The sequence below is a fragment of the Aeribacillus composti genome (assembly GCF_007827555.1).
GTDB classification, from domain to species: domain Bacteria; phylum Bacillota; class Bacilli; order Bacillales; family Aeribacillaceae; genus Aeribacillus; species Aeribacillus composti.
In genome coordinates this window covers 1-25,423 of the sequence record NZ_VISS01000017.1, presented here as the reverse complement: position 1 = coordinate 25,423, position 25,423 = coordinate 1, and the positions used below count along the sequence as shown (strand labels likewise).

The 25,423-nt window shown below is 40.5% G+C and carries 21 protein-coding genes and 2 pseudogenes; 6 read left to right on the top strand and 17 right to left on the bottom strand.

What is annotated here, in order from left to right; genetic code table 11:
* Positions 1-9: 9 nt before the first annotated feature.
* The 4 genes from FB379_RS10090 to allC form a co-directional block, all read right to left on the bottom strand.
* Complete coding sequence (locus FB379_RS10090) at positions 10-855, bottom strand: ABC transporter permease (RefSeq protein WP_066249029.1); 846 nt, start codon at positions 853-855, stop codon at positions 10-12.
* Between the two features lie 14 nt (positions 856-869).
* On the bottom strand, positions 870-1,592 hold the full coding sequence (locus FB379_RS10085; protein ID WP_144597874.1) for an ABC transporter ATP-binding protein: 723 nt from the start codon (positions 1,590-1,592) through the stop codon (positions 870-872).
* 201 nt (positions 1,593-1,793) lie between these two features.
* Positions 1,794-3,038, bottom strand: coding sequence for a pyridoxal-phosphate-dependent aminotransferase family protein (locus tag FB379_RS10080; protein ID WP_144597872.1), 1,245 nt, complete (start codon positions 3,036-3,038; stop codon positions 1,794-1,796).
* A gap of 20 nt (positions 3,039-3,058) precedes the next feature.
* Complete coding sequence (gene allC / locus FB379_RS10075; RefSeq protein WP_066249038.1) at positions 3,059-4,306, bottom strand: allantoate deiminase; 1,248 nt, start codon at positions 4,304-4,306, stop codon at positions 3,059-3,061.
* A gap of 178 nt (positions 4,307-4,484) precedes the next feature.
* On the opposite strand from allC, the gene FB379_RS10070 reads away from it, so the two are divergent.
* The 5 genes from FB379_RS10070 to FB379_RS18570 all read left to right on the top strand — a co-directional run bounded on the left by FB379_RS10070 (position 4,485) and on the right by FB379_RS18570 (position 10,223).
* Positions 4,485-6,101 (top strand): PucR family transcriptional regulator, encoded by a 1,617-nt coding sequence (locus FB379_RS10070; protein WP_144597871.1) that lies wholly within the window; start codon positions 4,485-4,487, stop codon positions 6,099-6,101.
* A gap of 186 nt (positions 6,102-6,287) precedes the next feature.
* Complete coding sequence (locus FB379_RS10065) at positions 6,288-7,610, top strand: nucleobase:cation symporter-2 family protein (RefSeq protein ID WP_277874800.1); 1,323 nt, start codon at positions 6,288-6,290, stop codon at positions 7,608-7,610.
* A gap of 20 nt (positions 7,611-7,630) precedes the next feature.
* Complete coding sequence (uraD, locus tag FB379_RS10060; protein WP_094245586.1) at positions 7,631-8,140, top strand: 2-oxo-4-hydroxy-4-carboxy-5-ureidoimidazoline decarboxylase; 510 nt, start codon at positions 7,631-7,633, stop codon at positions 8,138-8,140.
* Between the two features lie 271 nt (positions 8,141-8,411).
* The gene (gene uraH, locus FB379_RS10055) at positions 8,412-8,774 is read left to right on the top strand and encodes a hydroxyisourate hydrolase (protein ID WP_094245585.1); all 363 of its coding nucleotides are present in this window, start codon (positions 8,412-8,414) and stop codon (positions 8,772-8,774) included.
* Positions 8,775-9,782: 1,008 nt separating this feature from the next.
* On the top strand, positions 9,783-10,223 hold the full coding sequence (locus FB379_RS18570; protein ID WP_117016829.1) for a hypothetical protein: 441 nt from the start codon (positions 9,783-9,785) through the stop codon (positions 10,221-10,223).
* 344 nt (positions 10,224-10,567) lie between these two features.
* Here FB379_RS18570 and FB379_RS19225 read toward each other — a convergent pair.
* The 13 genes and pseudogenes from FB379_RS19225 to FB379_RS09995 form a co-directional block, all read right to left on the bottom strand.
* Positions 10,568-10,645 (bottom strand): annotated as a pseudogene (locus tag FB379_RS19225) (IS3 family transposase); the annotation flags it as partial.
* Positions 10,646-10,929: 284 nt separating this feature from the next.
* Positions 10,930-11,212, bottom strand: a pseudogene (locus tag FB379_RS19220) (IS3-like element ISEnfa5 family transposase); the annotation flags it as partial.
* Between the two features lie 167 nt (positions 11,213-11,379).
* Complete coding sequence (locus FB379_RS10045; RefSeq protein WP_144597869.1) at positions 11,380-11,910, bottom strand: (2Fe-2S)-binding protein; 531 nt, start codon at positions 11,908-11,910, stop codon at positions 11,380-11,382.
* Positions 11,892-14,147: a xanthine dehydrogenase subunit D gene (pucD, locus tag FB379_RS10040; RefSeq protein WP_144597867.1), complete on the bottom strand. Its 2,256-nt coding sequence runs from the start codon at positions 14,145-14,147 to the stop codon at positions 11,892-11,894. The genes FB379_RS10045 and pucD overlap by 19 nt, the downstream gene beginning before the upstream one ends.
* Before the next feature lie 50 nt (positions 14,148-14,197).
* Positions 14,198-15,067 carry an FAD binding domain-containing protein gene (locus FB379_RS10035; protein ID WP_144597957.1) on the bottom strand — a complete coding sequence of 290 codons (870 nt, stop codon included), beginning with the start codon at positions 15,065-15,067 and terminating at the stop codon, positions 14,198-14,200.
* 444 nt (positions 15,068-15,511) lie between these two features.
* Positions 15,512-16,537, bottom strand: coding sequence for an XdhC family protein (locus FB379_RS10030; RefSeq protein WP_144597866.1), 1,026 nt, complete (start codon positions 16,535-16,537; stop codon positions 15,512-15,514).
* A 61-nt stretch (positions 16,538-16,598) separates the two neighbouring features.
* Positions 16,599-17,297 (bottom strand): NAD(P)H:quinone oxidoreductase, encoded by a 699-nt coding sequence (gene wrbA / locus FB379_RS10025; RefSeq protein WP_063386893.1) that lies wholly within the window; start codon positions 17,295-17,297, stop codon positions 16,599-16,601.
* Positions 17,298-17,390: 93 nt separating this feature from the next.
* Positions 17,391-18,626 (bottom strand): amidohydrolase family protein, encoded by a 1,236-nt coding sequence (locus FB379_RS10020; protein WP_144597956.1) that lies wholly within the window; start codon positions 18,624-18,626, stop codon positions 17,391-17,393.
* Positions 18,619-19,977, bottom strand: coding sequence for an amidohydrolase family protein (locus tag FB379_RS10015; protein WP_144597864.1), 1,359 nt, complete (start codon positions 19,975-19,977; stop codon positions 18,619-18,621). The genes FB379_RS10020 and FB379_RS10015 overlap by 8 nt, the downstream gene beginning before the upstream one ends.
* Positions 19,978-20,019: 42 nt before the next feature.
* Complete coding sequence (locus tag FB379_RS10010) at positions 20,020-21,030, bottom strand: ABC transporter substrate-binding protein (RefSeq protein ID WP_144597862.1); 1,011 nt, start codon at positions 21,028-21,030, stop codon at positions 20,020-20,022.
* A gap of 123 nt (positions 21,031-21,153) precedes the next feature.
* Positions 21,154-22,494 (bottom strand): FAD-binding oxidoreductase, encoded by a 1,341-nt coding sequence (locus FB379_RS10005; RefSeq protein ID WP_144597860.1) that lies wholly within the window; start codon positions 22,492-22,494, stop codon positions 21,154-21,156.
* 52 nt (positions 22,495-22,546) lie between these two features.
* Positions 22,547-23,389 (bottom strand): creatininase family protein, encoded by an 843-nt coding sequence (locus FB379_RS10000; RefSeq protein ID WP_144597859.1) that lies wholly within the window; start codon positions 23,387-23,389, stop codon positions 22,547-22,549.
* A gap of 158 nt (positions 23,390-23,547) precedes the next feature.
* Positions 23,548-23,910: a Na-translocating system protein MpsC family protein gene (locus FB379_RS09995; RefSeq protein ID WP_158640183.1), complete on the bottom strand. Its 363-nt coding sequence runs from the start codon at positions 23,908-23,910 to the stop codon at positions 23,548-23,550.
* A gap of 176 nt (positions 23,911-24,086) precedes the next feature.
* On the opposite strand from FB379_RS09995, the gene FB379_RS09990 reads away from it, so the two are divergent.
* Positions 24,087-25,334: a 5'-deoxyadenosine deaminase gene (locus FB379_RS09990; RefSeq protein WP_144597855.1), complete on the top strand. Its 1,248-nt coding sequence runs from the start codon at positions 24,087-24,089 to the stop codon at positions 25,332-25,334.
* Positions 25,335-25,423: the final 89 nt, after the last annotated feature.

Here is a 25,423-nt window from a genome sequence, read left to right as displayed (position 1 = left end):
CCTCCCTTATTATTTTTCTACAGCATTTTCAAATCCGCCTGTTCTCCATTTCAATAGTTTTTTCTCAATCACTTTTAATAACAAGGAAAAAAGACTATATTCAATACCTATTAAAATAATAGCTACATACATATTTAAAATTTTCATATAGTTTCGAGCGTCCACAATAATATACCCTAAACCACTTTTTGCACCCATCATTTCTGAAACCACTAATGCTGAAAAAGCCAATCCTAAACTTATTTGACATCCAGTAAAAATATTTGGTAATGTTGACGGAATAATAATTTTCTTAAATATTTGTCTATCATTTGCGCCTAAGCTTAATGCAGAACGAATATAAGAAGAATGAACACTTTTAATTCCATCAAATGTATTCGTCATAACTGGAAAAAATGTTGTCCAAGCAATTAATATAATTTTTGGAATTTCGCCAATTCCGAACCAAATAATAAATAAAGGCAGCAACGCTAAGGCTGGAATAGGGCCGATCATGTTAAAGACAGGCATAAACCAAAATTCAATTTTCTCTACCCTTCCTATCAATAATGCGGCAATCACCCCGAGAAATACTCCGATTGCAAAGCCAATTACTATTCGGATCGTACTCGATACAATACTGTCTGTAATTAATCCTGAATGAAATAGTTCTACACCATTTAGAAATATTAGTGAAGGCGGTGGAAAAAAAACGGGATTTACTATGGAAAAATTTATATTTAATCTTGTAATGACTTCCCATAAAACAAAAAAAGAAATTATTGGAATAGCATGTAAATATTTTTTATTTCTAACCTTGTCCACTTTTTTCGTATAGACAGAAACCGCTTCTTGTCTGGCCGCCATATTTTTCATAAGCTTCCTCCTAACTAGCTGACAAAATGCTCTTCTAAATTCTCCATCAAAATACTAAATGCAGGATCACGATAATTTCGAGGACGGGGTAAATGAATCTCTAATTCTGTAGCAATCATTCCATTTTTCATGACAATTACTCTATCTGCAAGATAGACAGCTTCAGCTAAATCATGGGTAATAAATATAATAGTAGGCTTTACTTCTTTCCATATACGAATTAGTTCAGTTCTCATATTTTCACGGGTAAACATATCTAACGCTCCAAAAGGCTCGTCCATTAACAAAATTTCAGGTTCTCCAGCTAAAGCTCTTGCAATGCCGACGCGTTGTTTCATACCTCCTGAAAGTTGTTCAGGATAATGGTTTGCATAGTCTGATAAACCAATTAATTCTATATAACGTAATGCTTTTTCCAATGCTTTCTTTTTTGGCATCCCTTGCACGATTGGTCCAAAAGCGATATTTTCTAAAACAGTGAACCAAGGGTATAGTGCATGATCTTGAAAAACGACTCCTCTTTCCTTGGAAGGTTTTGTTACAAAAGATCCGTTTACCTTAATCACTCCTTCATCTGGTTTAATAAATCCCGCAATCAAATTTAATAGAGTTGATTTTCCGCCGCCACTGCTTCCCAATACACAAATAAATTCATGCGGTTGAACAGTAAGGTTTATCCCTTTTAAAACAAGATGATCATTATAAAACTTTTTTACATTTTCAACTATCAATGCCATATTTCTCACCCCTTTATGTAACTTTTATTAACACATAACGAAACTATATTGGTATATTATACGTAATTTTTTGATTTATCCACTGTCAAAATAAATAAAAATTAAAAAAGATTTTGTGTAAAATATCAAAAATTAAAAAAATCGAACAACTGTTTTTGGTAACAATTGTTCGATCAACATGTTAAAAAGTTTCATAAATATCTAAGATGATACTTTACTTTTTTGTTTTCCATACATACTCAGCGCTGTTTGTGCTCCTTCACCTCTGTTTATGCGAACACCGTGATAGATGAGAACTGCCTCCAATGCCGTTAGCAGCTTGAGAATATTTTCTTTGCGGCAGCTGTAGCCCATTGTACCGATCCTCCAGATTTTTCCGTGGAGCGGGCCAAACGAGCTGGCAATTTCAATCCCGAATTCATCCAGCAGCATGCGGCGCACGGATTCTCCATCGACGCCCTGCGGTATGTTGACGCATGTGACGGTCGGCAGTTTAAAGCGTTTATCGCCGAACAATGTGAGTCCCATTGCTTCCAGCCCGGCCATTAATGCCCGTTCATGGAGGCGGTGGCGTGCAAATCGATTATCCAATCCTTCCTCCATAATAAGCCTCAAGCCTTCACGCAATGCGTAAAGCATTGATGTAGCTTCCGTATGATGATTTAATCGCCGCGGGCTCCAATAATCTTGAAGCTGGCTTAAATCAAAATAGTTGCTAATAATTGTTTGACCTGTGGCCATTTGCTGATCCAATTCCGTCCTAATTCCTCTTTCTACCTTTTTACGCGACAAAACGATTTTTTCAATTCTGTCATTATATGTGATGGGAGCCATCCCTGATGGAACCGATAAGCATTTTTGCGTCCCGCCGATCACGCCGTCAAGCTGCCATTCGTCGACATTCACGTCCGTTCCTCCAATTGTCGCAACCGCATCGACTACAAGAATTACATCCATCTCCCGGCAAGCTTTCCCGATCTCCTCAAGCGGCTGCATGCACCCCGTTGAGGTTTCCCCATGGACGATCGCGACTATTTTCGGCTGAACCTTCTTTATTTCTCTAATTACATCCTCCGGGTCAAACACCGTTCCCCATTCACGCTCAATTGTAGTGACATCAGCCCCGTAACGTTCGCATATTTCGGTTAATAAATAGCCGAACCGGCCGTATATCGGGATCAGCACTTTGTCGCCCTGTTCAATAATGCTCACCAGCATCGCTTCAATGCCCGATCTGGAGGTTCCATCGATAGGGAACGCCCATTTGTTGTCCGTACGAAATAAATAACGAAGCATTTCCATTACTTCATTCATGATCGAAGTAAATGCAGGATCAAATTGGCCTAAAATCGGCGTACTCATCGCCTGCAAAACTCTCGGATCGACTTCAACAGGCCCCGGTGTCATGATCGTTCTATTAGGTGTCTGTAGAGGCAGAAATTTCATTTCGTCCACAATCCTTTCTTTTAATATGCCAATCTATATAAATAATGGATTAAAAACTTAACGCCGCTTTCTAAATGAGCCGCTGCGGTATATTCCTTCGGCGAGTGGCTGATTCCGTTATGACTCGGGACAAAAAAAAGCGCAGTCGGACAATAGGTTCCGAACATTTGCGAATCATGTCCCGCTCCGCTAACCAAGATTTCATGAGACAGATTTTGCTCTTCTGCAATTTCTTTTGACAGCCTCAGCAATTGTTGATCCATTTTGACCGGCTTGACGTTCAGCCATTCATTTAACAAAATATCGACATTGTATTGTGCGCTCACATTTTTAAAATGACGTGAAAATGTTGAACAAAATTGCTCCAATAGTTCTTCCTCGTGATGACGGATATCGATCGTAAAAACGACTTCACCTGCAATCACATTCGGAACGTTAGGTTCAACCTTTATTTTGCCGACGGTCACTCTTAGTTGGTCGCACACCTGTTTGGCTTGTTTCATTAAATAGGTAATCAGTTCAGAGGCAATGGCCACCGCATCTTTCCGGCAGGACATCGGGGTTGTTCCTGCGTGGTTGCTTTCACCGACAACCTTTACTTGATAGCGGCGCTGTCCAACAATGTCGCTGACAATGCCCAACGATTTTTTCTTTTTTTCTAACACAGAGCCCTGTTCGATGTGCAGCTCAATAAAGCATTGAATATCGTTTCGAAATGGCTGGCGAAATCTTTCCTGTCCAAAACCGCATTCATTCATTGCTTGCACAAACGAAATCCCTTTAGAATCAACAATTTTTTGTATATGTTTAAAAGAGCGCCTCCCCGTTACAGAGCCTGACCCCCAAAATGTAAGCGGAAACCGGCTGCCTTCCTCTTCACATAAGGATACGACCTCAATCGTTTTTTTTGGTGTTCCAAAACGCTTTAATAAATAATGAGTCGCCAACAAGCCGGCAATAATGCCGTATGCGCCGTCATATTTTCCTCCTTCAATAACCGTATCGATATGCGAACCAGTTAAGATTGTTTTGGAGGATGGAGATGATCCTTCTGCTCGGCCGAACAAGTTGCCGACGTCATCAAAATATGGAGCTAATCCGCATTCCTCCATTTTCTCCTTCAACGCTTCCTGCGCTGACAGCCATTGTTCGCTATATAACAGCCGGGTAACTCCGCCTTTTTCCGTTTTACCGAATGTTGCAAGCCATTCGATCAGCCTTTCAACTTCCTCTTCAAGCTGAATGGGCCCAAGTAAATGAACGGTCATGTCTCTTCCCTCTTTTCTATTCAAAATAAGCAAATATCCTTGTTACATTTTGTTCCATAAAATGTGAATTTACTTTATTTTATCGTTATTCTTTTTCATATACATTGGCAATTTTGATATAAATTTCACCATCTTTTGTGCATGTTCACTAAAATTTGAAGACAAAGGAGCTGAAAAAATGAAAATTTCCGAAATATTAAAAATTCCCGTTATGAAAAATGCCAAGCTCATCGCCGGCCATAACGGAAAAGATCGAGAAGTTTTCAGCGTCAATATGATGGATGCACCGGATATCATCGATTTCCTGAAACCGAATGAACTGCTTGTAACAACTGCCTTTCATTTAAAAGACAATCCGAATGATCTGCTCGCACTCATCAAAAATATGGCGGATCAGCAATGTGCAGGGTTGGCAATTAAAATGAAGCGATTTTTGGAAGAAATTCCGGAGGCTTGCCTGAAGTATGCAAATGAAAAAAATTTCCCAATTATTGAATTGCCGATTGAGGTTACGTTAGGAGAGGTTGTGAACCAGACATTAAGCTATATATTGGACAAACGGACAAACGAATTGCTCAATGCGATTGAAATCCATCAGCAATTTACAAACCATATTTTAAGAGGAAAAGGGCTCGTCTCATTACTGGAAAATTTGGCAAATTTGATCGGCTGTCCAATTTTACTGTTGGATCAGCACTTTCAAATGATTGCTTCTTCATCTTCCGTTTCATCGAGTCTGCCGGAAATCGAGGAAATGTACTCAGACGGATTTCGCTTTTTCTTACAGCCAAGCTCTTACACTTGTTTTTCCATTATTTCTAGTAAACGAACTGTTTCCGTTTTTCCCATTTACACTCATGAAAGCAACAGCGGATGTTTAATTGTTTTTGATGCCATTCCTTTTCACAGTCCTTCGCTTGTGTTGACGATTGAACAAGCGACAAATGTCATTTCATTTGAATTGATGAAAAAAAATGCTCTTAAACAACATAAACGAAAAGTTCAAAATGAATTTTTTATCAATTTTACAGATGGCGCCTTTCAATCAAAAGAAGAGATTGTCATTAAAGCAAAAGAATTTAAAATTCGCAATGATCAATCGTATTTTTGTGCAGCAGGAAAATTGGATGAAAGAAAAAAATCTTTAACGTTTACACAATTCCATAAAGAAAATGAACGGATTTTTGAATTTATGGAAAAAGAAGCTGATGCGTTCCCAAATCCTGTTCATTTTTTTGTGAAGGGGAACGTAGGCATTTTGCTCTTCCCGATTCAAAAATCATGGCTGGAGCTTCATTCTTCCATCATGCCGTTTTTAAAGGAATTGCAAGCGAAAATTAGAAGCAGGTTCCAACGGACTGTCTCATTCGGCATCGGCAGTCTTTGCCAACAATTTTTAGATGTAAAAAAAGGCTATAAAGAAGCGTTGGAAGTGCTGGAAGAAGAACAGTATTCCGGAAATCAAGAATTCATTCAAATTCATAAGAAAAAAGATATTTATACGCTATTGAAAATGATTCCAAAAGAAGAGCTGATTGATTTTTACGAACAGATTTTGACAAACCTTTCAGACCCGGCAGACACTGAAAAACAGGCTCTGCTGCAAACGCTGTTTTTATTTTTGGAAAATCACTGTCAAATTTCTGAAACAGCCAAAAAGCTTTTCGTTCATCGCAATACGGTGATCTATCGATTAGAAAAATGCGAGGAGCTCATCGGAAAAAGCTTAAAGGATCCAGAAGCCACTATTAGCCTCCGCTTGGCATTCCGCATAAAAAATTTGCTTCAATTATAAAAAAATTGAGGCAAGAGCTTTAGTAAATGAAAATGTAATTTGTCTATAAAGCTTTAGATACATTAACTAAATTTTGCAAAAACGATTATGTAATTCATCCAATGACTTCACTACATCGTTCTTTTATTATGAAAAACAAATAACATCTAGTGTTATATTTTTTTACATAAGAGGAGGAGAGGTCACTTGACAAATCAAAATGGAGGAACTCATCTTTTTTCACTTGGTTTGCAGCATGTACTGGCGATGTATGCAGGCGCCATTGTTGTTCCTCTTGTTGTCGGAGGAGCGTTAAACCTTTCGACGCAGGAGCTGTCATATCTAGTTGCGATTGATTTATTGACATGCGGAATCGCCACCCTGCTGCAGGCGTTCAAAACAAAATATTTCGGCATTGGTTTACCTGTCATATTAGGTGCTTCATTTGTTGCTGTTACACCGATGATCGGGATCGGAAAAGAGTACGGCATCAATGCAATCTATGGATCGATCATTGCCGCAGGAATATTCATTATTCTTTTTGCTCCGCTCTTTGGCAAAATAACAAGATTATTGTTCCCGCCGGTCGTGACAGGTACAGTTGTCACCCTTATAGGACTGTCCTTAATACCGGTCGGGATTAAAAACATGGCGGGCGGTGCAGGAAGTCCGAAATTTGGTGATCCGGAAAATTTGCTCCTTTCATTTGGGGTTTTTCTTTTGATTTTGTTTATGAATCGATTTTTCACAGGCTTTTTTCGGGCAATCTCTGTGCTTATCGGGATTATCGCGGGTACGGTCGCCGCGGCTTTTATGGGAGAGGTTGATGTGAAAGAAGTAATGCAAGCTTCATGGATTCATTCTCCGAAATTTTTGTATTTCGGTACACCTACTTTTGAGCTTGTGCCGATCTTAACAATGACATTAGTGGGCATTGTCATCATGATTGAATCGACTGGCGCCTTTTTAGCCCTAAGCAAAATTTGCGGAAAAGATCTTAGCGACCAAGATCTTGCGCGCGGATATCGTGCCGAAGGATTGGCTTTCATCATCGGCGGTTGTTTGAACGCTTTCCCGTACAACACGTTCGCTCAAAACGTTGGACTTGTGCAGCTGACAAATATAAAAACGAGAAGCGTTGCGATCGTTGCCGGCTTTATACTTGTCACCCTTGGATTTATTCCGAAAATTGCTGCTTTTGCCACGATGATCCCAACATCTGTATTAGGGGGAGCAATGGTGATCATGTTTGGCATGGTCGTTGCTTCAGGCATTAAAATGTTAAGCACTGTTGATTTTCAACAGCAAAGCAATTTGTTAGTAATTGCCTGCTCCATTTCCCTCGGATTGGGTTCCACAGTTGTTCCTGATTTGTTTGCACAGCTGCCGCCTATGCTGCGAATTCTTTTTAGTGATGGGATTATAACAGGCAGTCTTACAGCCATCTTTTTAAACTTATTTTTTCACCATTTCTCACTGAAAAAATCTTCTGCTGTCGAACAGTTAAAACCGACAACGATCAAATTTTAAAAACGAAAGGAGAAAGCCGAATGGACATAGAACAAGTTAACCAACTCAGTGCGGCTGAATTTATTGAGAAGCTAGGCGGGATATTTGAAGATTCAACATGGGTGGCAGAAAAAGCAGAAAAATTCCGCCCGTTTTCTTCCGTGCAATCGCTTTTTTCCAAAATGGCTGAGATCGTGGATCAAGCTGACGAACACGAAAAATTGGCGCTTATTCGCAATCACCCTGCTTTAGGCGCAAGAACAAAAATGACCCGATTTTCGCAAACAGAACAACAAAAAGCGGGGCTGCAAAAACTGACAGATGAAGAATTCGATCGATTGTTAAAATTAAACGAAACGTATATGGAAAAATTTCAATTCCCGTTTATTTTGGCTGTGCGCGGCAAAACAAAGCAGGAAATATTTGCATCGATTGAACAGCGAATCAAAAACAATGCGGAAGCAGAGATAGAGCAAGCAATAGCAGAAATTAAAAAAATTGCCTATTTTCGACTGAAGGATATAGTGAAAGAAGAGAGAAACCTATGCTGACACGTACATTCCATTTTGATAGAACAAATTGACTTTCGTTATTTTTGATCTTTTGCACAGTACGAAGCCATATTCTTTTTAAGCGCCATAAATGGCGGTACAACTGAATCTGCTGAGAAATAATAACCAAAGAAATTACACGCTTGTTAAATAGTGAAAGAAAGCCGTGATTCAAATGCCATGCCCCGTCAGACAAGCGCTTCCAAAGTAACAAAACGGGCTTCCAAAATGAAAAACGAGGCAAATAAAAAGGTCAATAAGGAGATGGAATATGAAAGGATTAACAACACATATTTTAGATTTAACTCACGGTACGCCTGCACAAAACGTCAAAATCGAGCTGTTTTCTGTTACAGATCAAAACGAAACGGAAAAACAGCTGCTCAAAACCGCATTCACAAACGAAAACGGTCGGGTTGACGAACCGCTCATCACTGAGCAGCAATTAACACCGGGAACTTATGAACTTCTGTTTTACATTGGAGATTATTTTAAAAACAAAGGTTTATCCTTGAAGGAGCCGCTGTTTCTTAATCACGTCGTCGTCCGCTTCGGCATTTCTGATGCAAATGCCCATTATCATGTTCCATTGCTTATTTCACCGTGGGGGTATCAAGTGTATCGGGGAAGTTAATCGGATACAAATACTTTCTTCAACAACGTCATGAAAAAACGGGGCCTTCCAAAAGTCAGCGTTACTGACTTTTGGGAGACCCCCTTTATTTAAAAAAGCAAAAAAAATCGTCCCTTCTAGTAAAAGAAAGTTGCCTCACAATATTTCAGAAAGGACGATTTTATGAGCAACAATTGGAAGCTGGAGCGAAACAAAAGAAAAACAATCAATACAGATAAAGATGAGAACCAAACCTAGAGGAAGCCGCTAAGAAATTAGAAGAAAAAGTGGAAAAGTTATCAGAAGAAATCGAAAAGGAAACAGATACAAACATACATAAGGACAAGCAACATAAGCGCAGTCAATGAAAGAAATTTGTGAAGCAAATTCGAGAAGATTTTATCCTACGGCAGGTTAAATACAAGGAACAAAAAGAAATCTTTGGCAACCGTAACAGCTATTCTAAAACGGATAAAGACGCAACCTTCATGCGCATGAAAGAAGACCATATGAAAAACGTGAAAAAACGGAACTCATCAATATATATTCAAATTTACTATTTACGTTCATCTCCTCTATAAAATACATCAGGCTATCAGCAAACAGGCTTACGCCCATAATAATGCGGTTCGCTACTTTTATTTTACATTCAACAAACACTTTGGATATGAGGATAAATTTTTTAATATTGTAAAAAGACTAGTAAATGTGTTAATATTTTAAAAAATCAGAAATAAGTAGGATTTTAAAATGCTTAAGAAAATAGGTTTATGTAATTGCATTTTTATTTTCCCTAAATTTAGTAGAATTTGCTGCAGAAAACGATGCAAATGTTAATGAAGAAAGTCTTACACAAGAAGAATTAAACTATCTGTAAATGAAGTTGGCAACACTCAAGAAGAAGCTGATGCTCTGCCCATTGAAGTTGCTAGACAATTAATTGAAGAGGAAGCTAAAGTTATAGATTCTGGATCAGAAATTATTACTATATATGAACCAAAAGATGTTAAACCAGGACAAATTAGTACTATGGGAACTATTGCTTCTTCAACTTTAAAATTAGGTGGAACAGTATATAAAGTAACTAGTGATCGTTCAAAAGAAGATAAATTTTATATATATGGTAACTTTCAATGGTTAAAAACACCTTCTTTTCATTTAGTTGATAAAATGACTATTGGTTTCCCTTCAAATTCAGGATTATATCTACCAACTAGCGGAGGAACAGTAAAACAGCACCAACATAGATATTCTCAAGATCCTCAAGGAAATGGACGTTCGATTGATTATTCAATTAAGTATTCTCCGAGTAATTGGGAGCCAAGTGCTGGTGTGGCTGGCTCATATGATTTAAAACCTTCTACTAGTCATACAAAACACAAAGGGTACATTGGTCAATATGTATATGTTCCTAAATCAAAAAATGCTAAAAATGGAATATGGTCATCAAAGAATTGCTGGAACACCTAGTATATCAGTTTATCCAGCAGGTTTATCAATCACGTCAACTCCAAAAACAGATACAAAATCATACGCATTAACTTTATCTTATTAATCTAGTTGGAGTGGTAAGTCTATGATACAAACGATTGCCAACTTTATTCTTATTCTAGTTGTATCGGTCATTTTATTTTATATACTTAATTATGATACTTCTTTAGATAGTGAATTAATACTATCTCTTTTAATTATCATTTCTCTACAAACATCATTGATATTAGCTATTTTATTAAAAAGAAAATAACTTTCTTAAAGGGATTGTCCAAAAGTTGAACTGTCCCCTGTCAAGCAGACAGTGGAAATCATAAATTGCTTTAAACGGCTTGAGCTCTAAATTCTAATGGGCTTAAGCCGTTTAATTTTTCTTGATCGCGTTTGTTATTATAAAACTCTTAATCGCTTGTTGTAACGCTTTAAACGTTTCATATCGTTTCAGATCATACCTTTCACACGTTCAGGTTGCCCAAAAAGATTCCATTGGGGCGTTTTCCATGCAGCGTCCCACTCTTGACATACTATGTGTTCGCTTTGCTTCGATTATTCGCTTCTTAAGCCCATGAGATGTACTATAAATCAAAAGTTGTTTATGTTCTTTTAAACTTGTGATAGATTAAGTCCTGAATGTTGTGTAAAAAAGCAGCGGTGATGTGATTTGCCAGGAATCTAGGGCAGGGTTGGACTTGACCCTTGCGATAGCGTGATCAACTGTTTGAAACACAAGTTGATGATTGTTCGAATGCCCTAATACATAACTATACAGATCTAGAATTGCACTCAAATACGCTTTTTTACCGTTTCCTATCTTGAATTCCGTGACATCCGTCAGCCATTTTTCATTTGGCTTACTTGCTAAAAAATTTGCGATTTAATACATTCTCAGCCACATGCACCGCTGATGATGAAACGTAACGGTTCTTTTTACAACGAATTACAGATTGAATACCGGTTGTTTTCATCAGGCATATATTCGTTTATGGGTCACTTATTTTCGATGTATGACGAATTTCATTCGGCGATAGCCATAAATTTTTAACGCTGCAGACAAGGAAACAAGCCGAAAAACGCTAAAATCTATAATTTCTTTCAACTGATCATGTTAAAAAAATCGCCGAACTGCTCCGCCTTCTTAACATTTGCTGTCTAAGCGAGATGTTTCTTTTTCAGCAAGCTTTTGAACTGCTCTAATAATACCGGAGTAGCCTGTGCATCGGCAAAGATTTCCTGATAAACCGTCAACTATTTGCTGACTAGTTGGATTCGGATATTGATCCAAAATCGCTTTGACAGCCATAATCATTCCTGGGGTGCAATATCCGCATTGGAAACCTCCCTCTTCCAAAAACGCCTGCTGAATCGGATGAAGCCCTTTTTCCGCAAGTCCTTCAATTGTAACAATTTCTTTTTCATTTGCTTGATAAGCTCTAACTAAACAGGCATTCACTAGCCTGCCGTTCATGATGACAGAGCAGGCGCCGCAGCGGCCAATTCCGCAGGAAATCTTTGTGCCAGTCAGATGCAGCTGCTCTCTTAAAATGTCAACTAGCCGAGCGGCCGGATGAATCTCAAGCTCTTTCTTTTTGCCATTCACAAAAATCGACATGCGCATTCGTTCTTCAGACGGTAATTTTATGCTTGAGCTCATTTGCTTGTCAGCCATTTGCTCATCTCCGTTTCCATCATCTTATTGACGATTTCTTCCCTTGATACCGGTAGCTTATTCACCCAGATGCCAGTCGCATCATAAATGGCCATTGCGATGGCAGGGGCAACAGCAACCGTGCCAATTTCCCCGACGCCTCTTGGCCCATATTCATCCTCTTCGCACAACTCCTCGATTGCGGTGATGTCAATCGAAAGGGGGACATCTTTTATCGTCGGAATTAAATACGTATCAAAGTTTTCCGTTACATATGTTCCTTTTTCTATCAGCGCTTCTTCCGTTAATGTATAGCCTAACGCCATCACGGATCCGCCTTCAATTTGTCCCAAATATCCTTGCGGAAAAATAACAGGACCAGCGGCAACGGCTTGCTCTAAATGTTTTACACGAACAAATCCAGTTGCCAGATCTACTTCCACCTTAACGGCACAAGCTGCAAACGAATATAAAAAATGTCCGCCTGGTATGGAGCAAGGGGTTGCCGGAAAGTCAAATCGAGTTTCAATGATCAGCGGCTTGTCTATCGTTTGTTTTGCCAGTTCTTTGTATGAAATCAGCAGCTCATCTTGGTGCCAAACACCTTTTTCGCCTATTTTTAATTGACTGACTGGCACATCCGTACATTGCGAGGCTCTTTCCAACAGGCTGTTTTGAAACGGAGCTTTCATCCGTTGAATGGCTTGCCAAACCATGCTCGTACCCCTTGAAGCAGTTGATGAGCCTGAACGCGGGACTTTGTACGTATCGCCGATGACAATGTGTAAATCCTCTCGGGAGCAGCCTATTGCTCGAATGGCAATTTGTTCAATCACTGCGAGCAAGCCTTGGCCAAATTCTTCAAACCCAAAAGCAATTTCGATTTTTCCTTCCTCGTTCAATGAAATTCTCCCGCCAGCCGGATCTAAACGTCCATAGCCCAGCCCTCCGCCGTGCATGGTGATTGCCACCCCGACGCCTGTCTTAATCAAGCCGTTATGATCTTGTTTTCGGCAGCTGTTTAATAGTTTCGATTGGCTGATCTGTTTTAAAACTTGTTGAGCGCCGTCAGTTGGGGCGATTTTTTGCCCGACAGGACCGGGATCATGTGCCTGGCGCAGATTTTTTTGTCTGAGTTCAAGCGGACTCATTCCAAGCTTGACTGCCAAGCGATCGATTTGCCCTTCCAATGCGAAGGTTACTTGGTTTCCTCCAAAGCCTCTAAATTCACCGGCAACACCGTTATTCGTAAAAACCGAATAGCCTTCAACTTGAATATTCGGGATCATGTATGGGCCTGTCGCATGTTCAACCGCAAAATCCAATACTGCGGGGCCTAACGTTGCATATGCGCCGGTATCCGCTATAATTCGCACTTGATGGGCGATGATTTTGCCGTTTTTTTTCGCACCTGTTTTCATTTTAATTTTCATCGGATGCCTTTTGATTCCTGACCGCACCGATTCCCTTCTCGTTTGATGAATTTTTACAGGAAATCCCGTTTTCAGCGCCAATAAGGCTCCGTACGGCTGGATGTTTAATTCGTCTTTTCCGCCAAAAGAGCCGCCAAGCGGGCTTGAGACGACGCGGATGTCTTCTTCCGGCATATTTAAAATGCGGGCTAATTGATATCGGTCTTTATATCCATGCTGAGTGCCGGCATACACCGTCAAAGTGCCGTCTTTTTCCGGAACAAACACCCCGCCCTCTGTTTCCATGTACGCATGCATTTGCCTTGGAAGTTGATACGTTTCCTCTACAATACAGTCGCATGATTGAAATGCTTCTTCCACATTGCCGCTTTGATAAGATGCTTGGTGTAGGATATTCCCGTTCGGATGGAGCTGCGGAGAAGAAGGGAGCATAGCCTGTTCCGGATCATCAACAACCGGCAGCGGCTCATATTCCACTTCGATCAGCTGAAGCGCCGCTTCGGCGATTTCCTCTGTTTCCGCAGCAACAGCCGCGACAGCATCGCCGACAAAACGAACTTTATCTTTGCATAAAACAGGCTGATCAGGAAAGATTAAGCCAAACCCGTTTAAACCTAAAACATCCTTGCTTGTAATGACAGCCCGAACTCCCGGCAATTCCTCCGCTTTTTCCGTTGAGATCGAAACGATATTGGCATGCGGATATTCGCTTCGCAAAATTTTTGCAAACAGCATATTCGGAAACGAAAGATCTGTTAAAAACTTTAAATGTCCAGTTACTTTTTCTACTCCGTCAGGTCTGATGCACACTTGTTTCAATCTCAATCCCTTCCCTTCTTCATAATCCAAATTGAAAAAGCTCGTATCTGAATATATTAATCTTTCTCCTCTAATTTTTTTAATTCTGCTATGACTATGTTGGCGGCGACCCGCCTGCGGTAATCCGCTGAAAAAAATGCATCGCCGGCAGGTTGAAATTCAGAAAAGACCGCCTCATGCACCTTTTTTAGCAAAGCGGACTCAACCTTGCGTCCGTCCAGCAATTGCTCCGTTATTCTTAATCGCCTTGGACGATTCTCGCCTCCGCCTGCTGCCAACCGCGCAAAGTCAATTGTTCCGTTGTCATTTTGGCCGATTATCCCTGCAATGGTGACGACAGAGCCTGAAAACGCCTCTCTCCTCCCAATTTTTTGATAAAAATGGACATATGATGGCGGAGCTGAAATTTCCGGCACCACTATTTCCGTTATAAGATCATCCTTGAATTCTTCATTCAACCAATGGTCTAAATCGATTTTTTTTATGTCGTCCCCATCAAAACAACCGATTTTCGCTTCCATCACTAACAGGGCGGGGATGGCATCACCAATTGTTGAGGCGACGTTTCCGCCAATCGTTCCAAGATTGCGCACGGCTGGTGCAGCAATGGTCTTGACAGCTTTGGTCAATAAAGGCCATTTCGCTTTTATAATGGGATAGCGGAGGCAGTCAGCCAATCGGATAAGCGCCCCCAAGTGAAGAAAGTTTTGGCCGCCATCTTCTTTTTCATATATCGCTTCTAAAATTTTTATGTTCTCAAGGCTGATTAAATGAGATGGCTGCGGTGCTCCTTTTTCCCATTTTGTTTGCCATAATGTTCCGCCGGCTATAAAGTGTGATTCTAATTGCAATAGCTGCCGCAATCGCCATGCTTCTCTTAAATCTGTTGGCATCCATATTTTTGAGGACAATGTTTTCAACTTCATCCCCCTTCCTTTGATAGTAAAATAACGTGCTTTTGCAACCATATTGCGATAGGAAACGGAAATGCCTTGTGGACGTCCGCATTTGACCGATTGTGCACCATTATCGCCTGTCCGCTTCCTTAAATAGGGATAACAAAATCGGCGGACTCGGCAAGCGATCCAGCTTGGCAGCATCCTCATCAAACAACTTATTGCTGCGTATCAAGTTTCGTATTGAAAAATGAGATCGTTGATGATTTCCAGTTGAATAAACGGCTGTTTGGTGCAATTGCACCGCTTGCTCTGCTATCGACTTTTCCAAGCCGACTTTAAAAGAACTCTAAAAAGGGGCTTGACAAGTTTAGATACAGCGTCGGTACATAACCATCGGTTCGTCTATTGGTCAAGTGAGCTTTGGCATTCCGATTAGCGCCTGGCTTTTTGTGAAATATGATTGCGGCTTCATTATGCACGCACCTTCTGAGGAGATCGAAGCTTTTTCAATTGAATTAATTCTGCTAAAATGCTGATCGCGATTTCTTCAGGACCTTCTGCCCCAATAGACAAGCCGACAGGTGAATGAACGTTTCGGGGAATTTCCTGATCTCCCAGCAAGCGTTTTGTCCGTTCTTTTGAACCGATGACCCCGATATATCGCAGGTTTTGCTGCAACAACAGCTTTAAAAGCTCTTGATCCTGTTGAAATTGGTGTGTCAGCAGCACAACAAAATCGCGGGGGGAAAAAGATATTTTCGTTGCCGCTTCCCGCGGGAAAGCGATGATAAGCTGATCGGCATCAGGAAAACGCCATCTATTGCACAACGCTTCTCTCCAATCACTAACGATAACCGAAAAACCGGTCCGCGAAGCGAAATGCGACAGTGGTACAGCATCCGAACCGGCACCGAAAATAATCAATCTCGGTTTAGGCTCAAATCGCTGAACATATACATATGAGGACAGTTCATTGACCCAAACTAATCCGCTTTTCTCTTGCGCAGCTATGGCATCGATTTGTTTCGGTACCGCACCAGCCCATTCCCCGAACGTTTCCGTGTCTTCTGTAAAAAATAAATAATTGCTTACGGAAAAATTTTTGCCGAGTTGTTTTAGGATGAAAACGTCCTTGCCGTTTTGAAGCAAATCATGCAGCCGGGATAAATGCTTTCGCAAACGGTCATCGATGCACTCCAACAGGATGCGTATGACGCCGTTGCAGCCGGCGCCTTTTCCCCACGACAAGTCATCTTCGCTTTTCAAGTCATATACGATACATTGCGACTCGCCCTCAAGCAAAAGCTTCGCCCTTTCTTGCAGGTCATTTTCAAGGCAACCGCCGCTTATTACGCCGATTGTTTCCCCATCCTCCTGAATCAGCATTGCTGCTCCTTCTTTTCGGTAAGCGGAGCCTTCCACATCAATAATAGTGGCAAGCACAGCTTTTTTTGGCTCAGTTGTTGCAATCTTTAAAATTTCATGGATATAGTCCATAACAATTCCCCTCTTATGAAAGAAAAGTAATGAGAATGATTGTTTTGTTCAAACGCAATCATCAACTGTTTCTTTCTCTTTGCATACACAATGCGTTGGCAATATACGCCACGTTTCTCCCCAGGCGACCGGCCATTTTTAATTCTTCATCAGACGGCTTTCGCGAACCATCAGGGCCGGCTAAAACTGTTGGTCCATACGGAGTTCCGCCAATGGGGGCGTCCGTTAAATATTCCGGATTTTGAGTATAAGGTAATCCGATAATGATCATTCCGAAATGGAGAAGCGGTACGATGGATGTTAAGATGGCCGCTTCATGCCCGGAATGAATGGAACCAGCGCTTGTAAAGATGCCCGCGGGCTTTCCCTCCAGTACGCCTTCCACACAAAGGTCGCCGATAGTTTCTAAAAAATATTTAACTTGGGACGGCATCGATCCAAAATACGTCGGAAATCCCCATATCACTCCATCTGCCCAGTGGAAATCTTCTATTTCCGCTGTTTTAAATATTTTCTGCTTTTCGCTTTCACGCTCATAATTTTCTTTTCTTTTTCCAATTTGAAATGTTGCGGAAATTCCTTTTTTATCAATCATCAACGGATTTTCTCTAATAGCCGGAATTAAACGATCAGTAAATTCGGGAATTTTTACACATCGTACATCTGTTTTCTCAATCGCCTTTGCTCCTTCGCAAACTGATTGCGCCATTTGTCTTATATGTCCGAAAGCACTATAAAAAACAACTAAAATATTTGCCATAAAGCTTTCTGCTCCTAACCTTTTAAAATTACAAATAAAAACCGATTTGAATATTTCTATATCAGTATTGGGACAGAATCAAAGCCTTTTAAATTACATATAAAAAACGGTTTCCATCGGATTGGTGTGAAGCAAAACTCTGCCCTTCTTTATCACATAGCGGCAATGGGGCTGAAGGCGAATCAAATCTATAGCATGATCAACCGGGAACGTAATGATATTTGCTTCATTTCCTACCTTTATTCCGTAATCGTTGATTTGCAGAGCTTTGGCTCCGTTTATCGATATCATGCTAATCAATTCCTCCAATTCCTTCATTCCCGTTAAATGACCTGCATGAGCAGCCATATGTGCAGCCTGCAATATATTCCCGTTACCTAACGGATAAAACGGGGTCATGATATCGTCATGGGCGATGCAAACATTGATATTTTTTTGCAGCATCTCTTTTATTCTCGTAATCCCTCGCCCTTTAGGATAGGAATCATATCTTCCTTGCATTGCCGTGTTGATCAGAGGACAAGCTACAATATGAATTTTGGAACTCGCAATCAAATCTAATAATTTGGCAGCATAATTATCCGGATAATAGGCCATTGCACACGCATGACTTGCAGTCACTTTGTCCTCCAGTCCTGATGAAATCGCCAATGATGCAACTGTTTCAATAAACCTCGATTGCGGATCATCGATTTCGTCACAAAAGAAATGAAGAAATAGGCCGTATTTTTCAGCCAAAGAAAAGCAGAATCGAATGGATTCGATCCCTTCCTCTCTCGTTCGCTCCAAGTGAGGAACAGCACTGACCCCGTCAGCGCCCAGCTTGATTGCTTCAAACATCCGTTTCTGATTTTCTGGACATGAGAATAAACCATTTTGAGGAAAAGCAATGATTTGCAAATAGATGATATCCTGCAAGTCTGATTTCAGCTTCAGCAATGTTTTTAAAGCAACGAGACGTTCATCGGAAATATCTGCGATCGCTCTTACATATAAAACACCGAATTTCATTAACTGATTCAGCGCCTTCCTGGCTCGCTCGTAGACATCTTCCATCGTCAAAGTTTGCTTCCGTTCGTTCCATAATAAAATTCCTTCTAATATCGAGCCGCTTTGATTCCAGCTCGGCTCTCCGGCAGTAAATGCCGTATCAAGATGAATATGTGGTTCGACAAATGGCGGCATGGCTAAATCTCCACAGCCGTCTATCACTGCTTTTCCTTGCAGGGGATAAGGGGAAATTTCAGCAATGATCCCGTTTTGAATCCCGATAAAATGATGCCTTTCTTGATTGGGCAGTCTGATATTTTCTAATACAAGGTCATACATATTGTAAATTCCTTTCAAATTTTGCATATTGGCTTTCCGTCTCGTGCTGATACATCAACAACTGGCGATCGTTCCAATGTTCAGCTTTTTTAGATTGATAGAGCAGTTTTCCGTTTCGGAACACATATCTTTCAACAGGCAGATTCGTAAAGATGTCTTCTACTGATCTAGCTTTTAATAGAACGAAGCTTGCCTTCGCTCCGCATCTTACACCGTAATTATTTAAATTTAATAATTTGGCCGGATATTCGGTAATCATCCGAATAATTTGTTTTAGGCCTTCACCGCTTCCTAAATGGGCAACATATGCAGTTAGCAAACCGATTTGCAGCAAATCCGCCTTCCCGAATGGATGAAATGGATCATGAACATTATCGGAAGCAGCCGCAAGCGTCGCCCCGCTTTGCAAAATTTCATGAATTCTTGTGACGCCGCGGCGGACAATCCCTTGATCAAATCGACCTTGCAAGTACATATTGGCACCCGGCAGCGTCACCGCTCCAATTTGTGCCGCCGCCATCCGTTCAATTAAAGAAAGAGCTTTTTCTTGTTCCATTGGCGCCAAAGAGCAAAGGTGGCCGGCTACAACTCGATTGTGAAATTGCCGCTCCATTGTTTTTTGGATAATATAATCCAGTGTGCATACGTTCGGATCATCACTTTCATCTACATGCAAATCAATCGGTTTGTCGTACTTTTCCGCCAACGAAAACAAACCGTCAATTTGCTTCTCATGGTTTTCAGCTAAATGAGGAGCTCCGCCAATTCCATCAGCCCCCATTTTGATCGCTTGTTCAATCCATTCCAGCTCTCGTTTCGAATCGTCGTCAGGCAGTAAAAACATTGGAATGACTTGAATCGTAATGTATTGTTTTAATTTTTCTTTTACGTTTAAAACAGCTGTCAACGCCCGGAACACGACGTCTTCCCCTAAAGGCAATTCAAAATTGACATGTGTGCGAATGGCTGTTGTACCATGGCTTAGTGCATTCAGTGCAGTTTTCATCGCCCGATACTCAATTTCTTCCACCGTGAAATGGGGAGATTGCTTCCGGTAATTTATTACTGCTTCTTGAAGCGTCCCGCTTGCGTTCGGAACTTTACTGAGAGAATAGGCTTTATCTAAATGCATATGAGCATCAACAAAGCCGGGCAGCAACACATATCCTTGACAATCAATGAATGAATCGGAAGATGAGTTAAGGGCCTCTAAAGTTTTAAAGTCTTCGCGCTGAAGATAAGAAGGCTGCTTTGTGATTTTTTCATATCGATCATCGTTAATGATGATTTCAAAGAGAGAACCAGGATCTTCAAGCGGCAGACAAACATTCAGCAAATGCAGTTGACTCATAGCTTTCTCCCCTTTTTGTCCAACTTGCTCCGAGGCGCATTTTTAATTTTTCGCCAAAAACTCGTTTGTGTAGGCATTGGCGATATCTTCTTTCTTTTTAATTAAACCTAGTTCATAGAGTTGATTTTGCAAGGTGTTCCACCGTTCTTGAGACATATAGCCGAAGCCGTGGTCTTTCGCATCGTGCCCGAAAATTAAGTTCAGCTGCTGTTCAGCCCCATATTCGAGCGCCTCCATTGATAAATCAGGATTATATTCATGAATAAATGGATTTACTTCATCCGAATGATCTTTATAATACTCCCACCCTTTCGTTGTCGCTTCCATAAACCGTTTGACGAGTTCAGGTTTTTCTTTGACCATTTTTTCGGTTGTAAATATTACATTGCCATAAGGCTGGTAGCCGGAATCGTGAATCAGTAAATATTTCGTTTCGATTCCTTGCTGCTTTAAAGCGAAAGGCTCCGCCGTAATGTAGCATTGGGTAACTGACTCTTTATTCTCTATAAATGGAGTCAGCTGTCCGCTATATGCCATTTCTTTCGCATTGTCGAGCTGATAAGCCTTTTTTATATATGCCCAGTACCCCGTTCCAGGTGCCGTGTACACCGTTCGCCCATTCAAATCGGAAAAATCTATAATATTTTGATCAGCATGGTACAACAACGCCTGCGGATTCACTTGAAAAATGGCTCCGATCGCCACAATGGGTATTCCTTTATCGCGAGCTAATAAAATATCGTCAGCTTGAGTGATTCCAAAATCGGCTTCCCCAGATGCCACTATTTGAATGGGGGAAACTTGCGGCCCGCCTGGCTCTATTGTCATATCAATGCCTGCTTCTTTATAAAAGCCTTTCATCAAAGCTGCATAATTGCCTCCATGTTCCGGTTCCGCAAACCAGTTCGTGACTTGCTTCACTTTTTCCAATTTTTCTGAGTCCTCTTTGACTTCTTCGTTATTAGTTGAAGCTGATTGGCTGCCGCATCCAGCTAAAAGAACGAGTAGAAATAAAATGAAGATTTTTGTATATCCTTTCCCTTTTGCCTGCATACGAATCCTCCTACTATTTTTGATATTTTTCTAGTTACATTTCTGCTTCATGCCAAGAACCTAGTGCCGATAATAAGAACTTTTTTCGGTATATTTCAGCCGTTTCAATTCATTTTCCCATCGTTACACTTGTGCATAAGAGGTGACGTCCGCTATTTTTCCTGGATTCAGCAAATGAAACGGATCATTTTTTTGCTTGGTTTTTATGATTTCATCCATTCGTAAACTCCAACCGCCGAATCCCAACAAATAAGTATGCGGATCATGCACTTTAGCTCCTATATTCAGGAAAAATTGTATGATTTCATACAGCCGTTTCTCGCTTGTAAAGCGAACGACCGGCAAGGCCGTTGGAATAATTGCTCCGTTTCTTTTTATAAATTCAAAATGAAGAAGGACTTCTTCACCAAATTCCTTTTTTAACAAATGGACTTGATGATAAAGGTGTTGAATATCAAACTCAACTTGCAAGTAAGTAATATTGTCTTCATTTTTGCAGGCCCACAGCGTGGAGTGGTTCCAAGTAAAATCCGAAAGGCGGACCCCTTTTCGATACTGCTTGGCAGGAATGGTATGTGCCAATATTCCTTTATGTTCGGCAACGAGTTCGACAAATTCACTTTTTGCTTTTTCATCGACCTCAATCATCGTTAACGTTTTTTCAGGCAAAATATATTGTTTTAAAGGAGCGAAATGCTTTGTCAAAGCTCCTTCACATACTGATAAGAGCCTTTTTTTCATAGTTTCTATGCCCGAAAATTGATGGGCGAAATTTATCGCTTCATCTAAATGGTCATGAAAAACCATTGCTTGCATCCAATCTGTTTTCTCCTCGATCGGCAATTGCAGCTCTGTCATGACACCTAAAGTTCCGTAATTGTGAATATATTGCTCGAGTTTATCGCCTGAAACAACAATTTTTCTCGGCTTTTCCTCAATTGTGTAAACCGAAGCGCTGTGCACATTGCCATCCCACAAATTGCCCCATGTAATGGAGCCGATTCCTCCCGATCCTCCCGCCACAAAACCGCCAATCGTTGCTTGAATATATGTGCTCGGCATAATTCGCAGCTCTTTTCCGTTTCGCTCTAATATCCGTTCAAGCTTGCCGATTCTTATTCCCGCTTGTACCGTTACAGCGTTTTCGCCGATTTCAAGTACTTGATGAAACCTCGTCATGTCGATCACAATACCGCCTTGAAGAGGTACGGCCTGACCATAATTTCCTGTTCCAGCACCTCTGACCGTAATCGGAATTTTTCTTTTTACGGCGAATGATATTAACGAAACTAATTCCTCTTCTGACTCCGGAAAGGCGATGCAATCGGCCAGTTTATCCTTTAGCTTTTGTGTGAGAATGGGTGAATACCAATAATAATCTTTAGAAAATTTTCCTCTTGAAGCTGCATCGAACAGAACTTTTTCCTTCCCTAAAAGCTGCTGTATTTCTTTTTTCCAAGCCATGCTTCCACACCTCCAAAGTTTTCTTTATGTTTGAAACAATTGATCATCCTTTCTATGTCAAAGGACTGTACTGCTTTTCGGTAGAAATGTTGATGAGATCATCCATTTCGAATTCCGCCATTTCCCGCAAAACAACCGCCAGCTTTTCACCCAAACGGTTGGCGATGATTTCTCCCGTTTCTTTTGAAGCTTTTTTTGCATTTCCTAAAACCCCGGATTTCGAAATATCTTCCATCCTCCAAGCAACATAATGGCTGCCTTTTAATTGAAGATGCTTTGCGCTTTCCGGAAACTGGATGAACTCATCGGGACAAAGCTCTTTTTTCACCCAATCGGTTTTGAAGGAAAGAATGAAGGATGTTTCGATTTCTCCCCCGTGGATTCCGTATGCAGCCTCTTTTTCCTCAATGAGATCCTCTGAGACATTGAAGTCATAGCTGTTCAACCGGAAAGTCATCAAACCTGTTTCAATGCGGATATCGCGGGCAACGGAATTGAGTAAATCATGGTTTCCTCCATGTGAATTAAATAAGACGAATTTTCTAAATCCGCTTTTTTTCAGACTTGCGGCAATATCCTTGATCATTGCCTCTAAAGTGCTCCCAGATAATGAGATGGTTCCTGCATATCCGAGATGTTCGATGCTTTTGCTGTACGCAATTGGAGGCAAAATCCAAATATTATCTTCTTCTTTTAAATGTTTGCAAGCTGAATGCAAAATCCCCTCCGCTATTAAAGAATCAGTAAATACCGGTAAATGAGGCCCATGTTGTTCAACTGCGCCAACCGGCAAAATGATTAAAGCATTTTGCTTTGGCAATTCAGCAATTTCCTTACTCGTTAGTCTTGCAAAAAATTTCTGTTCAAATGCTTCTCCCCGGTAGCGAAATTCCATGCCGTTTCCCCTCCGAACAAATGATTACTTTTGTGAAAAAAGAAAAGCCGCAGGAAAAAGTTTTTTCTTTCCTACGGCTTGTTTCCATCCCGTAAACAGGATCAAAACAATACCGAATAATCTATGGATAGCCTAAAGGACGGAAAACGTCCTTCAAGCTAACTCATTTTTTTAAGAATAATTGTCATGCATGCTGAGCCAGTGGAAGGATCATAATCTTTTAAAACCGAAAAAACGTTTAGTCCGACAATTGTTTCCATTTTATATTTAAATCGCTTTTTAAATTCATCAATTAATAACGAATCTGCCCACATTGTCAAAGCTCCATCTACTTTTTCAAGAATTTGCAAAGCAGGATCCCGTTTATGCAACCCGAAAATTAAAATTTTTTCATCCGTTACTTCAACTCGCAGTTGAATCACACCTGTTTGAAAAATTTCTTTATTTACTTCGTTGTAAATTCTCGCAATATCTTTTTTTAATGATTGCCTCTGTTCTGTCAAAAGGCTTTTGTCTTTCAAAAAACCACCTCTTTTCTTAAAAATGATTTTACAATTTTTCAAAATGTTTGATTATTTCTTTGTTAAGTTTTTTTCCACATTTTTTTATTTTTGTCATAAATTCTTACACTTTTATTGAATTTACCTGCATACATTCTTAGAATGAATTTCAATACTTATAGCAAGGAGAAAGGAATATGAAGAGCCTGTTGATCAAAAACGCACAAATTATTACGATGAATCATGCGGATGAAATTTTCACGGGAGATATTTTCATCGAAAATGGCATCATAAGCAACATAGGGAAAAATCTTGCATGTGACGCCGATCAAATCATCAATGCAGAAAATCGGACCGTCATTCCGGGCTTCATTCAAACCCATGTTCACCTATGTCAGACACTTTTCCGCTCACGGGCGGATGACTTAGAATTGTTAGATTGGCTGAAAAAACGAATTTGGCCATTGGAAGCAGCACATGATGAGGAATCGATCTATTACTCTGCATTGCTCGGTATTGGAGAATTGATTGAAAGCGGGACCACAACGATTGTCGATATGGAAACCGTTCACCATACAGAAGCAGCGTTTCAAGCGATTGCAGGAAGCGGAATCAGAGCTTTATCAGGCAAGGTGATGATGGATCGTGGCGACGATGTGCCAATGGAGCTTCGCGAAAAAACAGCTGATTCTCTCCAAGAAAGCGTTGATTTGCTTGAAAAATGGCATATGTTTGCAAACGGAAGAATTCAATATGCCTTTTCTCCCCGATTTGTCCTTTCATGTACAGAAGAACTGTTGAAAGAAGTTCAACGGCTTTCTGAAATATATCAAGTAAAAGTTCATACTCATGCAGCGGAAAATCAGGAAGAAATCATGCTGGTTGAACAGCAGACAGGGATGCGAAATATCGAATATCTTGACTATCTTGGACTTGCCAATAAACGATTGATTTTGGCGCACTGCATCTGGCTGGATGAAAAAGAAAAGAAAATCATTAAAGACAGAGGAGTAAATGTTAGCCATTGCCCCGGGTCTAATTTAAAATTAGCTTCAGGAATTGCGGATATTCCCGGGCTGATGGAAATGGGAGTTTCGTTAAGCTTAGGCGCAGACGGAGCGCCTTGCAACAATAATTTAAATATGTTTCAGGAAATGAAGCTTGCTGCCCTCATCCAAAAGCCGAAGCACGGCCCTTCCGCAATGAAAGCAAAAGAGGTATTTAAAATGGCGACCATCGGCGGGGCAAAAGCGGTCGGATTGGAAAAAGAGATTGGCAGTATTGAAATCGGCAAAAAGGCAGATTTAGTGATTCTAAATTTACATCATTTTCATACTTTCCCTTCCTTTGAGGCTGATCCGATTTCGCGGATCGTTTATTCTGCTTCAAGGGATAATGTAGAAACAACCATTATAAATGGGGAGATTATAATGGAAAACCATTAGCATTGCATAAATATAGTTAGAATTTTCTGTTAATTAATTTTTGTGAATTTGTGCCAAAAAGACAAAACCTAAAGAAAGGTGGCACTGCC